Annotated in this window: 2 protein-coding genes; both read left to right on the top strand. The window is 77.1% G+C overall.

Going from position 1 to position 15744, the window contains the following annotated elements:
* Positions 1–6171, top strand: a 6171-nt coding sequence (locus ACWDD9_RS42395) for a type I polyketide synthase (protein ID WP_449814607.1), incomplete at its 5' end; no start/stop codon positions are given.
* Between the two features lie 84 nt (positions 6172–6255).
* A complete protein-coding gene (locus ACWDD9_RS42400; RefSeq protein WP_449814608.1) occupies positions 6256–15723 on the top strand; it encodes a type I polyketide synthase in 9468 nt (3155 codons plus the stop codon).
* Positions 15724–15744: the final 21 nt, after the last annotated feature.

A 15744-nucleotide genomic window follows, 5' to 3' on the forward strand; every position in this document is an offset into this window, starting at 1 on the left:
ACCGGCGCCATCCAGGACACCCTCCACCACACCACCGCCCACACCCTCGGCACCCTGCGCCGCGACCACGGCGGCACCCGCCGCTTCCTCACCTCCCTCGCCGAAGCCCACGTCCACGGCGCCCCCGCCGACTTCACCCCGCTCCTCACCACCGGCCACCGCACCGACCTCCCCACCTACCCCTTCCAGCGCAACCGCTACTGGCTGGACACCGTGGCCGGTGCGGCCGCCGTCACCACGGCGGGCCTCACCGCCCCCGAGCACCCCATGCTCGGCGCGGCCGTGCCACTCGCGGACGGGCACGGCCACCTGCTGACCGGGCTGCTCTCCCGGCACAGCACGCCGTGGCTGGCCGACCACACCGTGATGGGCGCGACCCTGCTGCCCGGAACGGCGTTCCTGGAGCTGGCCGTCCGGGCCGGCGACGAGGTCGGCTACGGCCGCCTCGACGAACTCACCCTGGAAGCCCCGCTGGTCCTGCCCGAGCGCGGCGGGGTCCGGCTCCAGGTCCTGGTCGGCGCGGAGCAGGACGGCCTCCGTCCGCTGCGGATCGACTCCCGCCCGGCCGACGCCGCCGAGGACGAGCCGTGGACCCGGCACGCCTCGGGCACGCTCTCCGCGGCCACCGACGCGACCACCGACGCGGCGGCCGACACGGCAGCCGACGAGTCCGCCGCGGACCTCACCGCGTGGCCGCCGGCCGGCGCGACCCCGCTGGACGTCACCGACGCCTACCAGCGGCTCGCCGACGCCGGGGTGGACTACGGCCCGGCCTTCCAGGGCCTGCGAGCCGCCTGGCAGCACGGCGACCAGGTCTACGCCGAGGTCGCCCTGCCCGCCACCGAGCAGGCCGCGGCCGCCCGCTACGGGCTGCACCCGGCGCTGCTGGACGCCGCCCTGCACGCGATGGGCCTGGTGCCGGACGCCGAACAGGGCAGGCTCGCCTTCTCCTGGGCCGGGATCCGGCTGCACGCGAGCGGCGCGACCGCGCTGCGCGTCCGGCTGGCCCGGACGGCTCCGGAGACCCTGTCGCTGACCGTCGCGGACCTCGGCGGCGCGCCCGTCGCCTCGGTGGACTCGCTGCTGCTGCGGCCCGTCTCCGCCGAGCGGCTGCGCACCGCCGACCGGGCCGTGCGCGAGTCGCTGCTGCGGATCGAGTGGCTGCCGGTGCCGGCCGGCGACCCGGCCGCCCGCTCCTGGACGCTCCTCGGCACCGACAGCGCCGACCGCGCCGACGGCACGGACAGCACGGACGGCGCCGGCAGCACGGACTGCCTGGCCGCCCTGGCCGAGCTGGGCTCGGCGGTGGACGCCGGCGCGGCCGTGCCCGACGTGGTCGCGGTGGAACTCGCCCCGTACCAGGGGTCCGAGGCGACGGACGAGCTGGCCGCCGCGGTCGGCGCGACGACCGTACGGGTGCTGCGACTCGTCCAGGAGTGGCTGGTGGACCCGCGGTTCGCCGAGGCCCGGCTGGCCGTACTAACCCGCGGCGCGGTCGCCACCGGGGAAGGCGCGCCCGATCCGGTCCTGGCCGCCGCGTGGGGCCTGGTCCGCTCCGCGCAGTCGGAGAACCCGGACCGGCTGGTCCTGGTCGACCACGACGGCGGTGAACTGCCGCTGGCCGCACTGCCGGTGGACACCGAGCCGCAGCTGGCCGTCCGGCGGGGCGCCCTGCTCGCCCCGCGCCTGGCCAAGGCGCCGACCGCCGCCGGGAAGGCGGGTGCTGGTGAGCAGGTCCCGCTGGACGTCTCCGGGACCGTCCTGGTCACCGGCGCGATCGGCGGCCTGGGCGAGCTGACCGCCCGCCACCTGGTCGCCGCCCACGGCGCCCGGCACCTGCTGCTGACCAGCCGGCGCGGCCCGGCGGCCGAGGGCGCCGCCGAACTCCTCGCCGAGCTGCGCGCGGCGGGCGCCGAGGTCACCCTGGCCGCCTGCGACGTCGCCGACCGCCGGCAGCTCGCCGAGCTGCTCGCCGCCGTCCCCGCCGAGCACCCGCTCACCGCCGTGGTGCACACCGCGGGCGTGGTGGACGACGGAACCGTCCTCTCCCTCTCCCCCGAGCAGTTCGACCGGGTGCTCGCACCCAAGGTCACCGGCGCGCTCAACCTGCACGAACTGGCGGGCGACGTCGGCGGGTTCGTCCTCTTCTCGGCCGCGGCCGGTGTGCTCGGCAACCCCGGGCAGGCCAACTACGCCGCCGCCAACTGCTTCCTGGACGCCCTGGCGCAGCGCCGCCGCGCCCAGGGCCGGCCGGCCGTCTCGATGGCCTGGGGCCTGTGGCAGGAGCGGTCCGGCATGGCCGGGCGCCTCGTCGACGCCGACCTGGAGCGGATCGTGCGGGGCGGCGCGGTGCCGATGAGCGCCGAGACCGGACTGGCCCTGTTCGACGCGGCCGTGGCCTCGGGCGAGGCGGTGCTGGTGCCGATCCAGCTGGACCGGGCCCACCTGCGCGGCCGGGCGGCCACCGTCCCCGCGCTGCTGCGCGGCCTGGCCTCCGGTGGCCCGGGCCGCCGCACGGCCGGTGCCCCGGACGCCGCTCCGGCGGGCGGTCTGGCCGGGCGCCTGGCCGGGCTCTCCGGCGAGGACCGCCGGCGGACCGTGCTGGACCTGGTCCGCGGCCACGTCGCCGCGGTGCTCGGGCACGACTCGGGCGACGCCGTGGAGGAGGAGAAGGCGCTCAAGGAACTGGGCTTCGACTCGCTGACCGCGGTGGAGCTGCGCAACCGGCTCAACTCCGCGACCGGGCTGCGCCTTCCGGCGACCCTGGTGTTCAACCACCCGACGCCGCGCGCGCTCGCCGCGCACCTGGTCGAGGAGCTGCTCGGCGCGGACGCGGACGACTCCGCCCCGGCCCCGGCGGCGGTGGCGGCCGCGGCCGACCCCGACGAGCCGATCGCGATCGTCGCGATGAGCTGCCGCTTCCCCGGGGGGATCGCCACCCCGGAGGCGCTGTGGGAGGTGCTCGCCGAGGGCGGTTCGGTGCTCTCGGAGTTCCCGGCCGACCGCGGCTGGGACCTGGAGGGCATCTACCACCCCGAGCCGGGCACCCCGGGCCGCACCTACACCCGGACCGGCGGCTTCCTGACCGACGTGGCCGGGTTCGACCCGGCGTTCTTCGGGATCAACCGCCGTGAGGCGCTGGCGATGGACCCCCAGCAGCGGCTGCTGCTGGAGACCTCCTGGGAGGCCTTCGAGCGGGCCGGGATCGACCCGCTCGGCCTGCGCGGCAGCCGGACCGGCGTGTACGCGGGCATGGTCTACCACGACTACGCGACCTGGGTTCAGGACGTGCCCGAGGAGGTCGACGGCTACCTCGGCAACGGCAGCGCGGCCAGCGTGGCCACCGGCCGGGTGGCGTACGCGCTGGGCCTGGAGGGCCCGGCCGTCACCGTGGACACCGCCTGCTCCTCCTCGCTGGTCGCCCTGCACTTCGCGGCGGCCGCCCTGCGGCGCGGCGAGTGCGACCTGGCGCTGGCCGGCGGCGTGACCGTGATGTCCACGCCGAAGCTGCTGATCGAGTTCGCCCGCCAGCGCGGCCTCGCCGAGGACGGCCGCTGCAAGGCCTTCGCGGCCGGCGCCGACGGCACCGGGTTCTCCGAGGGCATCGGCATGCTGCTGGTCGAGCGGCTGTCGGACGCCCGCCGCAACGGGCACCCCGTGCTGGCGGTACTGCGCGGCAGCGCCGTCAACCAGGACGGCGCCTCCAACGGGCTCACCGCCCCGAACGGCACCGCGCAGGAGCGGGTGATCCGCCAGGCGCTGGCCGCCGCCGGTCTCGCCGCGGGCGAGGTGGACGTGGTGGAGGCGCACGGCACGGGCACGAAGCTGGGCGACCCGATCGAGGCCCAGGCACTGCTGGCCACCTACGGCCAGGACCGCGAACTGCCTTTGCTGCTCGGCTCGGTGAAGTCCAACCTCGGCCACACCCAGGCCGCGGCGGGCGTCGCCGGGGTGATCAAGACGGTGCTCGCGATGCGCAACGGCGTCCTGCCGGGCACCCTGCACGTCGACGAGCCCTCGCCGCACGTGGACTGGACGGCCGGAGCGGTCGAGCTGGCCACCGCGACGCGGGACTGGCCGGAGACCGGCCGCCCGCGCCGGGCCGGCGTCTCCTCCTTCGGCATCAGCGGCACCAACGCCCACCTCGTCCTGGAGCAGGGCGACCCGGCGCCGACGGCCCCCGAGCGGACCCACGAGGGCCCGGCCGTACGGCCGTTGGTGCTCTCCGGCCGGTCCGAGGAGGCGCTGCGCGGCCAGGCCGGGCGGCTGCTGGAGCTGGTCGAGGAGCGGCCGGAGCTGCACCCGGCCGACCTCGGGCTCTCCCTGGCCACCACGCGCTCGCAGTTCCCGCACCGGGGTGCCGTGGTCGCCGCGGACCGGGACGGCCTGCTGGCCGGGCTGCGGGCCCTGGCCGCCGGGACGCCGCAGGCGCCCGGGGTACTGAGGGCGGTGGCGGCCTCGGGCCGGACGGCCTTCCTGTTCACCGGCCAGGGCGCCCAACGCACCGGCATGGGAAGCGAGTTGTACGCCGCATACCCGGCGTTCGCGGCGGCGTTCGACGAGGTCTGCGCCGAGCTGGACCGCCACCTGGAGCGGCCACTGCGCGAGGTGATCGCCGAGGGCGGCGAACTCCTGGACCGTACGGGCTGGACCCAGCCCGCCCTGTTCGCCGTCGAAGTGGCGCTCTACCGCCTGGTCGAATCCTGGGGCGTCCGGCCGCACTTCCTGGCCGGGCACTCGATCGGCGAGGTCGCGGCCTTCCATGTGGCCGGGGTGCTGTCCCTGCCGGACGCCGCCCGGCTCATCACCGCCCGCGCCCGCCTGATGGAGCACCTCCCCACCGGCGGCGCCATGGTGGCGCTCCGGGCCGGCGAGGACGAGGTCCTGCCCCTGCTCACCGAGCGGGTCTCGATCGCCGCCGTCAACGGCCCCCGCTCCCTCGTCATCGCCGGTGACGCCACCGAAGTCCGCGCCGTTGCCGCACAGTTCGACAAGGCCCGCGACCTGCGCGTCAGCCACGCCTTCCACTCCCCGCTCATGGAACCGATGCTCGACGAGTTCCGCGACGTCCTCGCCGAGCTGACCTACCACGCCCCAGTCATCCCGATCGTCTCCACCCTCACCGGCCGACCCGCCACCACCGACCAGCTCACCGACCCCGACTACTGGATCCGCCACGCCCGCCACACCGTCCGCTTCCACGACGCCGTGGAGACGCTGCTGGCGGAGGGCGTCACCACCTTCCTGGAGCTCGGCCCCGACGGTGTGCTCACCGCCATGGGCCAGGAGTTCCTGGACGGCACGGCGGCCGGCGGCCGGGCGGCCCTGGTCGCCGCGCAACGCCGGGACCGCTCCGAGGAGTTCGCCCTGGCGTCCGCGCTGGCCGCGCTGCACCTGCGCGGCGTGCCGGTGGACTGGACGGCGTTCCACGCGGACGGCCACAGGGTCGACCTGCCGACCTACGCCTTCCAGCGCGGGCGGTACTGGCTGGACGTCGTCCAGCCGAAGGCCGGGGCCGGGGCGGCCGACCCGCTGGACGCCTCCTTCTGGGCGGCCGTCGAGCAGCAGGACGAGGCCTCGCTGGCCGCCGTCCTGCGACTGGAGGGCGACACCGGGGACCTCCCGTCCGAACTGCGGGCCGCGCTGCCGCTGCTCGCCGCCTGGCGGCGCGCCGCCAGGGCGGACGCCCCCGCGCCGCGGCCGGCCGACGCGCAGGACGCCGACGCGCCGGGCACCGGTGAGCGGCCGGACCGGTCCGCCGGGCTGCGGGAGCGGCTCGCCGGACTCACCGAGCCGGAGCGCGACGAGCTGCTGCTGGAGCTGGTCGAGGAGTGCGTCGCCGGGGTGCTCGGCGAGGCCCCGCACAGCGGCCTCGACCCCGAGTGCGGCTTCCTGGAGCAGGGCTTCGACTCCCTGACCGCGGTCGAGCTGCGCAAGCTGCTCACCGACGCCACCGGTCTGCGCCTGAGCAGCACGCTGATCTTCGACTACCCGACCCCCGCCGCCCTCGCCAAGCAGCTGCGCACGGCGCTGGACCCCGAGCTGCCGGGCGTCGGCCCGGCCGCGGGCGACGGCGCCGGGGCGACCGGCACCGCCGAGGCGGTCGGCGACGAGCTGATCGACGACATGGATCTGGCCGAGCTGCTCCGCCTGGCCCGCGACAACTCCTAGGCGGCCCCGGTGATCCGCGCCGAGTACCCGGCGCGGATCACCGCCCCCTAGCCCCGACCTGAGCTTGATGTACGGAGATTTGTGATGAACGCAGCACCCCAGGAAGTCGTCGCGGCACTCCGGGATTCCCTCAAGGAGATCCAGCGGCTGCGCCGGGAGAACCGGCAGCTGGTGGACGCCGGCCGCGAGCCGATCGCGATCGTCGGCATGGCCTGCCGCTACCCCGGCGAGGTGACCTCGCCCGAGGAGCTCTGGCAGCTGGTCGACGGGGGTGTGGACGCGATCTCCGGCTTCCCGGTCAACCGGGGCTGGGACGTCGAGGCGCTGTACGACCCCGACCCGGAGACGCCGGGCACCAGCTACGTCCGCGAGGGCGGCTTCCTGCACCGGGCCGACGAGTTCGACCCGGCGTTCTTCGGGATCAGCCCGCGTGAGGCGCTGGCCATGGACCCGCAGCAGCGGCTGCTGCTGGAGACCTCCTGGGAGGCCTTCGAGCGGGCCGGAATCGCGCCAACCTCGGTGCGCGGCAGCCGGGTCGGGGTGTTCGCCGGTATCGCGACCGCCGACTACGCGGCCCGCTTCCAGTCCGTTCCCGAGGAGGTGGAGGGCTACCTGGGCAACGGCAGCGCCGGCAGCGTGGCCTCCGGCCGGGTGGCGTACGCGCTGGGCCTGGAGGGCCCGGCCGTCACCGTGGACACCGCCTGCTCCTCCTCGCTGGTCGCCCTGCACCTGGCGAGCCAGGCCCTGCGCTCCGGCGAGTGCTCGCTGGCCCTGGCCGGCGGCGTCACGGTGCTCTCGACCCCGGCCGGGTTCGTGGAGTTCAGCCGCCAGCGCGGGCTGGCGCCGGACGGCCGCTGCAAGTCCTTCGCCGCCGCCGCGGACGGCACGGCCTGGGGCGAGGGCGTCGGCATGCTGCTGCTGGAGCGGCTCTCCGACGCCCGGCGCAACGGCCACCCGGTGCTGGCGCTGGTCCGCGGCTCGGGCATCAACCAGGACGGTGCGAGCAGCGGGCTGACCGCGCCGAACGGTCCCGCCCAGCAGCGGGTGATCCGGCAGGCGCTGGAGAGCGCCGGGCTGGCGGCCGACGAGGTGGACGTGGTGGAGGCGCACGGCACCGGCACCACCCTCGGCGACCCGATCGAGGCCCAGGCGCTGCTGGCCGCCTACGGCCAGGACCGCGAACGGCCGCTGCTGCTGGGCTCGTTGAAGTCCAACATCGGCCACACCCAGGCCGCCGCCGGGGTCGGCGGCATCATCAAGATGGTCGAGGCGATGCGCCGGGGCACCGTCCCGCGCACCCTGCACGTGGACGAGCCGACGCCCGAGGTGGACTGGACGGCCGGGTCGGTCGAGCTGGTCACCGAGGCCCGGGACTGGCCGGAGACCGGCCGCCCGCGCCGGGCCGGGGTCTCCTCCTTCGGCGTCAGCGGCACCAACGCCCACGTCATCGTCGAGCAGGCGCCGGAGGCCCCGGCCGACCCGGAGGCCGAGGCGCCGGCCGGGACGGCGCCCGCGCTCGCCCCGTACCTGCTGTCGGCGAAGACCGTCCCCGCGCTGCGGGAGCAGGCCGCCCGGCTGCGCGCCCGGCTGGACGCGGACCCCGGGCTGGACCTCACCGACCTGGCCTACTCGCTGGCCACCGGCCGCGCGCGGTTCGCCCACCGGGCCGCCGTGGTCGCCGCGGACCGCGCCGAACTCGCCGCCGGACTGGCCGCGGTGGCCGAGGGCGACGGGATCACCGCGACGACGGCCGGCAGGACCGCGTTCCTGTTCACCGGCCAGGGCGCCCAACGCACCGGCATGGGAAGCGAGTTGTATGCGGCGTACCCGGCGTTCGCGGCGGCGTTCGACGAGGTCTGCGCCGAGCTGGACCGCCACCTGGAGCGCCCGCTGCGCGAGGTGATCGCCGAGGGCGGCGAACTCCTGGACCGTACGGGCTGGACCCAGCCCGCGCTGTTCGCCGTCGAGGTGGCGCTCTACCGCCTGGTCGAATCCTGGGGCGTCCGGCCGCACTTCCTGGCCGGTCACTCGATCGGCGAGGTCGCGGCCTTCCATGTGGCCGGGGTGCTGTCCCTTCCGGACGCCGCCCGGCTCATCACCGCCCGCGCCCGTCTGATGGAGCACCTCCCCTCCGGCGGCGCCATGGTGGCGCTCCGGGCCACGGAGGAGGAGGTCCTGCCGCTGCTCACCGAGCGGGTCTCGATCGCCGCCGTCAACGGCCCCCGCTCCCTGGTCATCGCCGGTGACGCCACCGAAGTCCGGTCCGTCGCCGCACAGTTCGACAAGGCCCGCGAACTGCGCGTCAGCCACGCCTTCCACTCCCCGCTCATGGAACCGATGCTCGACGAGTTCCGCGACGTCCTCGCCCAACTCACCTACCACGCCCCCGCCGTCCCGATCGTCTCCACCCTCACCGGCGAACCCGCCACCACCGGGCAACTCACCGACCCCGACTACTGGATCCGCCACGCCCGCCACACCGTCCGCTTCCACGACGCCGTGGACGCGCTCCGGGCGAAGGGCGTCACCACCTTCCTGGAGCTCGGCCCCGACGCCGTGCTCACCGCCATGGGCCGGGACCATGGCGACGACGCCGACGAGGCCTTCGTGTCGGTGCTGCGGCGCGACCGGGCCGAGGTGCGGACCGCCGTGTCCGCCGTGGCGGCGCTGCACGGGCGCGGGGTGCGGGCCGACTGGGCGGCGTTCTTCGCCGGCTCCGGCGCGCGCCGGGTGGACCTGCCCACCTACGCCTTCCAGCGCCGCCGCTTCTGGCTGGACGCCGCGCCCGTCGCGGGCGCCGCCGACCCGGCGGACGCCTCCTTCTGGGCCGCCGTCGAGCAGCAGGACCTGGCCGCCCTCGGTTCGAGCCTCCGGCTGGCCGAGGAGGAGCAGCGCTCGCTGGGCGACCTGCTGCCCGCGCTCTCCTCCTGGCGGCGCGAGCGCCAGGACCGTTCGCTGCTGGACTCCTGGCGCTACCGCGTCGAGTGGCAGCGGCTCGCCGACCCGGCCGCCCCGCCCGGGCTCTCCGGCGACTGGCTGGCCGTCCTGCCGGCCGGCTGGACGGAGGAGGGCACCGGCGGCGCGCTGTCCGCGCTGCGGGCCCGCGGCGCGCGGGTGCTGACCGTCGCGGCGGCCGAGGGCGAGGACCGTGCCGGGCTGGCCGCCCGGCTGCGGGCCGCCGCCAAGGAGCGGCAGCCGGACGGCGTGCTCTCCCTGCTGGCCCTGGACGAGCGGGAGGCGCGGCCCGGGGTGCCGGCCGCGCTGCCCGACACCGTGCTGCTGCTGAACGCCCTGGACGAGGCCGGGCTGGACGCGCCGCTGTGGTGCGCGACCCGGGGCGCGGTGGCGGCCGGGACGGGCGACCGGGTCAGCCCCGCGCAGGCGCAGCTGTGGGGCCTGGGCCGGGTGGCGGCGCTGGAGTGCCCGGTGCGCTGGGGCGGCCTGGTCGATCTGCCGGAGGCGGTGGACGGGAAGGCGGCCGACCGGCTGGCCGCGGTGCTGGCGGGCGGGTCCGGCGAGGACCAGGCCGCCGTCCGGGCGGACGGGCTGTACGCGCGCCGCCTGGTCCGGGCGGCCGGTGGCACGGCGGGCCGCGAGTGGCGGCCGCGCGGCACCGTGCTGGTGACCGGCGGTACCGGCGCGCTGGGGGCCCGGATCGGGCGCTGGCTGGCCGCGAACGGCGCGGAGCACGTGGTGCTGACCGGCCGTCGGGGCGGTGCGGCCGCCGGGGCCGCCGCCCTGGAGGCCGAGCTGTCCGCGCTGGGCGCCCGGGTCACGGTGGCGGCCTGCGACGTCGCGGACCGCGCGGCGCTGGCCGGGCTGCTGGACGGGCTCGGCCCGCTGAGCGCCGTGGTGCACGCGGCCGGCTCGGGGGCGATGGGGCCGCTGCGCGAGCTCGACGCGGACGCGCTGGCCGCGTCCGGCGCCGCCAAGGTGACCGGAGCGGCGCACCTGGACGAGCTGCTGGACGGGCAGGAGCTGGACGCCTTCGTGCTGATGTCCTCCGTCGCGGGGGTCTGGGGCGGCGGCGGCCAGGCCGCGTACGGCGCGGCGAACGCGTTCCTGGACGCGCTGGCCGAGCAGCGCCGGGCGCGCGGCCTGACGGCCACCTCGGTGGCTTGGGGCCCGTGGGCCGGGGAGGGCATGTCGGCCGGCCAGGAGGGGCCGCTGCGGCGGATGGGCCTCGGCGCGCTGGCGCCGGACCTCGCGGTCGCGGCCCTGCGGCAGGCGCTGGACCTGGACGACACGGCCGTGACCGTCACCGAGGTCGACTGGTCGCGTTTCCACCCCGGTTTCACCGCCGTCCGGCCGAGCCCGCTGCTGGGCGCGCTGGCCGAGGTGCGGGAGCTGGAGCGCGCCGAGGAGCGGCCCGCGCCCGCCGACGACGCCGCCTCGGCGCTGCGCTCCGCCCTCGCCGGCCTGCCGGTCGCCGAGCGCTCCCGTTCCCTGGTGGAGCTGGTGAGCGGCCTGGCGGCGGAGGTCCTGGGCCACCCCACGGCCGACGGGATCGAGGTGGTCCGCCCGTTCCAGGAGCAGGGCTTCGACTCGCTGACGGCGGTGGAGCTGCGCGACCGGCTCGCCCGGTCGACCGGGGTGCGGCTGCCGAGCACCCTGCTGTTCGACCACCCGACCCCGGAGGCGGTGGCCGCCCGGCTGCTCGGCGAACTGCTCGGCGAGGACGGCTCGGCGGCCGCCCCCACCGCCGGCCCGGTGGACGCCGGGGAGCCGATCGCGATCATCGGGATGAGCTGCCGCTACCCCGGCGGGGTCGGCTCGCCCGAGGAACTGTGGCAGCTGGTCGCCCAGGGCCGGGACGCCGTCGGCGGCTTCCCGCAGGACCGCGGCTGGGACACCGCCGCGCTGTTCAGCGACGACCCCGAGCAGCCCGGCACCTGCTACGCCTCCGAGGGCGGGTTCCTGTACGACGCGGCCGGGTTCGACGCGGCGTTCTTCGGGATCAACCCGCGCGAGGCGCTGGCGACGGACCCGCAGCAGCGGCTGCTGCTGGAGACCTCCTGGGAGGCCTTCGAGCACGCGGGCGTGGACCCGGTGTCGGCGCGGGGCAGCCGGACGGGCGTCTTCACCGGCATCTCGTACCACGACTACGCGGCCCGCTTCAGCACCGTCCCGGAGGAGGTGGAGGGCTATCTGGGCAACGGCAGTTCGGCCAGCGTCGCCTCCGGCCGGATCGCCTACACCCTCGGCCTGGAGGGCCCGGCGGTGTCCGTGGACACGGCCTGCTCCTCCTCGCTGGTCGCCCTGCACCTGGCGGGCCAGGCGCTGCGCTCCGGCGAGTGCTCGCTGGCCCTGGCCGGCGGCGTCGCGGTGATGTCGACGCCGGGTTCGTTCATCGAGTTCAGCCGCCAGCGCGGGCTGGCGCCGGACGGGCGCTGCAAGGCGTTCGCCGAGGCGGCGGACGGCACCGGCTGGGGCGAGGGCGTCGGCATGCTGCTGCTGGAGCGGCTCTCCGACGCCCGGCGCAACGGCCACCCGGTGCTGGCGGTGCTGCGCGGCAGCGCCGTCAACCAGGACGGCGCCTCCAACGGGCTGACCGCGCCCAACGGCCCCTCCCAGGAGCGGGTGATCCGCCAGGCCCTCGACCGGGCCGGGCTGGCCGCCACCGAGGTCGACGTGGTGGAGGCGCACGGCACGGGCACGAAGCTGGGCGACCCGATCGAGGCGCAGGCACTGCTGGCCACCTACGGCCAGGACCGCGAACGGCCTCTGCTGCTCGGCTCGTTGAAGTCCAACATCGGCCACACCCAGGCCGCCGCCGGGGTCGGCGGCGTGATCAAGATGGTCGAGGCGATGCGCCGGGGCACCGTCCCGCGCACCCTGCACGTGGACGCGCCGTCCTCGCAGGTGGACTGGTCGGCGGGCGCGGTGGAGCTGCTCACCGAGGAGCGGGAATGGCCGGAGACCGGCCGCCCGCGCCGGGCCGGCGTCTCCTCCTTCGGCGTCAGCGGCACCAACGCCCACGTCATCCTCGAACACGCCCCCGAGGAGCAGCCCGCCGACGAGGTGCCCGCCGAGGAGGCTCCCGCACCGGGCGCGCTCCCCTTCCTCCTCTCCGCCAAGACCGACCAGGCCCTGCGCGACCAGGCCCGCCGCCTGCGCGACCACCTGGACACCGAGGCCGCCTCGGCCGACCTCGGCCTCTCCCTCGCCGTCTCCCGCACACAGTTCGCCCACCGCGCGGCCCTGGTGGCCGCCGACCCGGACGGCCTGCGGGCCGGACTGGAGGCGCTCGCAGCCGGCGAAGCGGCGCCCGAGCTGGTGCGCGGCACGGCCTCCCCCGGCCGCACGGCCTTCCTCTTCACCGGCCAGGGCACCCAACGCGTGGGCATGGGCAGCGAGTTGTACGCGGCGTACCCGGTGTTCGCGGCGGCGTTCGACGAGGTCTGCGCCGAGCTGGACCGCCACCTGGAGCGCCCGCTGCGCGAGGTGATCGCCGAGGGAGGCGAACCCCTGGACCGTACGGGCTGGACCCAGCCGGCGCTGTTCGCCGTCGAGGTCGCCCTCTACCGCCTGGTCGAGTCCTGGGGCGTGCGGCCCGACTTCCTGGCCGGGCACTCCGTCGGCGAGCTGGCCGCCGCGCACGCGGCCGGGGTGCTGTCGCTGGCCGACGCCGCCACGCTGGTCGCCGCCCGCGGCCGGCTGATGGAGCGACTGCCCGCCGGCGGCGCGATGGTGGCCGTGGAGGCCGCCGAGGCCGAGGTGCTGCCGCTGCTCGGCGACGAGGTGGCCGTGGCCGTGGCCGCCGTCAACGGCCCGCGCGCCACCGTGCTGGCGGGCCCGGAGGAGGCCGTCCTGCGGATCGCCGGGCAGCTCGCCGACGCCGGGCACCGCACCCGGCGGCTGCGGGTCAGCCACGCCTTCCACTCCCCGCTGATGGACCCGATGCTGGCGGAGTTCCGCGAGGTCGCGGCGGCGCTGACGTACCACGAGCCGCGGATCCCGGTGGTCTCCGGCACCGGCCGCCCGGTGGCCGCCGAGGAGCTGTGCACGGCGGAGTACTGGGTCGGCCAGATCCGTGCCGCCGTCCGCTTCGACGACGTGTTCCGGCGGCTGGCCGCCGACGGGGTGAACCGGTACCTGGAGCTGGGCCCGGACGGCGTGCTGACCGCGATGGGCCAGGACTGCCTGGCCGGGACGGCGCCCGAGGGCGGCTTCGCCCTGCTGCCCGCGCTGCGCCGGGACCGGCCGGAGGCCGCGGCCCTGGTCCGGGCGGTCGGCGCGCTGCACACGCTCGGCGCGGAGGTGGACTGGCCGGCCTTCTTCGCCGCGGCCGGAGCCGCCGCTTCCCGCCGTGTGGAGCTGCCCACCTACGCCTTCCAGCGCGAGCGGTTCTGGCTGGACGGCCCCGCACCGGCGGCCGACCCGGTCGACACCGCCTTCTGGGCGGCCGTCGAGCAGCAGGACCTGGCCGCGCTCGGCGCGAGCCTCCGGCTGGCCGAGGAGGAGCAGCGCTCGCTGGGCGAGGTGCTGCCCGCGCTGTCCTCCTGGCGCCACCGCAAGCGGGACGGCTCCCGGCTCGACTCCTGGCGCTACCGGGCGGGCTGGCAGCGGCTCCCGGAGCCGGCGGCCGTCCTGCCGCGGGCCGACCGCCCGGCGGGCAGCTGGCTGGCCGTGCTGCCCGCCGGGGGCGCCCCGGCGGCCGTCGAGGGCGCCCTGGCGGCGCTGGAACGGCACGGCGCGGACCTGCTGCGGGTGACCGTCGGCCCGGACGGCCTCGACCGGAGCACCCTGGCGGGCCCGCTCCGGCAGGCCCTGGACGGCGCGGCCCCGACCGGGGTGCTCTCGCTGCTGGCCCTCGCGGACGGCGCCGACGAGCACACCGTCGCCTCCGGCGCCGTGGCGCTGCTCCAGGCCCTCGGCGACCTCGCCCCGGACGCCCCGCTCTGGTGCGCGACCCGGGCCGGCGTGACGGTCGGCGGGCAGGTCGCGAACCCGGCGCAGGCCGCGCTGTGGGGCCTGGGACGGGCCGCCGCGCTGGAGCACCCCGACCGCTGGGGCGGCCTGGTGGACCTGCCGGAGGAGTTCGACGGCCCGGCCGGGGACCGGCTGGCCGCGCTGCTGACGGGCGCGTCCGGCGAGGACCAGGTCGCGGTGCGGCCCGACGGCCTGTACGGGCGGCGGCTGCTGCCCGCGCCGTCGGCCCGGCGCGGCGACGCGCCCGGGTGGGACCCGGAGGGCACGGTGCTGATCACCGGCGGCACCGGCGCGCTCGGCGCCCGGCTGGCCCGCCACCTGGTCGCCGAGCACGGCGTCCGCCACCTGCTGCTCACCAGCCGCAGCGGGCCCGGGGCCCCGGGCGCGGCCGACCTGACCGCCGAACTCCGCGCCCTCGGCGCCACCGTGACCGTCACGGCCTGCGACGCCGCCGACCGCGACCGGCTCGCCGCGCTCCTCGCGGACATCCCGGCCGAGCACCCGCTCACCGCGGTGGTGCACGCCGCCGGCGTGCTCGACGACGGCGTGATCGACGCGCTGACCCCGGAGCGGCTGGCGACCGTCCTGAAGGCCAAGGCCGCCTCGGCCCGCCACCTGCACGAACTGACCCTGGACCTGGAGCCGGCGGCCTTCGTGCTGTTCTCCTCCTTCAGCGGCACGCTCGGAGCCCCCGGGCAGGCCAACTACGCCGCCGCCAACGCCTACCTGGACGCCCTGGCCGAGCGGCGCGCGGCCCTCGGCCTGCCCGCCACCTCGGTGGCCTGGGGGCCGTGGGACGAGGGCGGCATGGCCGCCGGGGGCGAGGTGCTGGAGCGCGCCCGGCGCACCGGGGTGACCCCGCTGGCGCCGGAGTCGGGGCTGGCCGCCCTGGACGCCGCGCTGGCCCAGGGCGACACCGCGGTCGCCGTGGTGGACGTGGACTGGTCCCGGTTCGCGCCGGGGTTCGTCGCGGCCAGGCCCAGCCGGCTGCTCGCCGAGCTCCCGGCCGTCCGGGCGCTGGCCCCGGAGCGGGACGGCCCGGCCGCCGCGGCCGAGGACGGGAACGCGCTGGCGGCCAGGCTGGCCGGCGTCTCCGGGGCGGAGCGCGAACGCGTCCTGCTGGAGCTGGTCCGCCGGCTCACCGCGGAGGTGCTCGGGCACCGCGGGCCGGAGGCGGTGGAGCCCCGGAAGGGGTTCCTGGAGCTGGGGTTCGACTCGCTGACGGCGGTCGAGCTGCGCAACCGTCTCGGCGGCGCCACCGGCCTCCCGCTGCCCGCCACGCTGCTCTTCGACCACCCGGACCCGGTGGCGCTGGCCGCCCTGCTGGCGGGCCGGCTGGCCCCGGTGGAGGACACCGCCGGGGAACCGGACGTGTTCGCCGGGCTGGACGCGCTGGAGGCGGCGCTCACGGACGCCGGGCTGGACGACGAGGACGGCCGCCGGGTCACCGTCAGGCTGGAGACCCTGCTGGCCAAGTGGCGCGAGTTCAGGGGTGCAGGGGTGGCGGTCAGGGGTGTCCCGGCCCCGGGTGCGGCTGCCACTGTCGAGGCGGACCTCGAACTGCAAGCCGCATCGGTGGATGAGGTGCTCTCCCTGATAGATGCGGAATTCGGCCTCTGAGCGGACAACCGCTGCCTGGAA

Source organism: Kitasatospora sp. NPDC001119 (genome assembly GCF_053598475.1).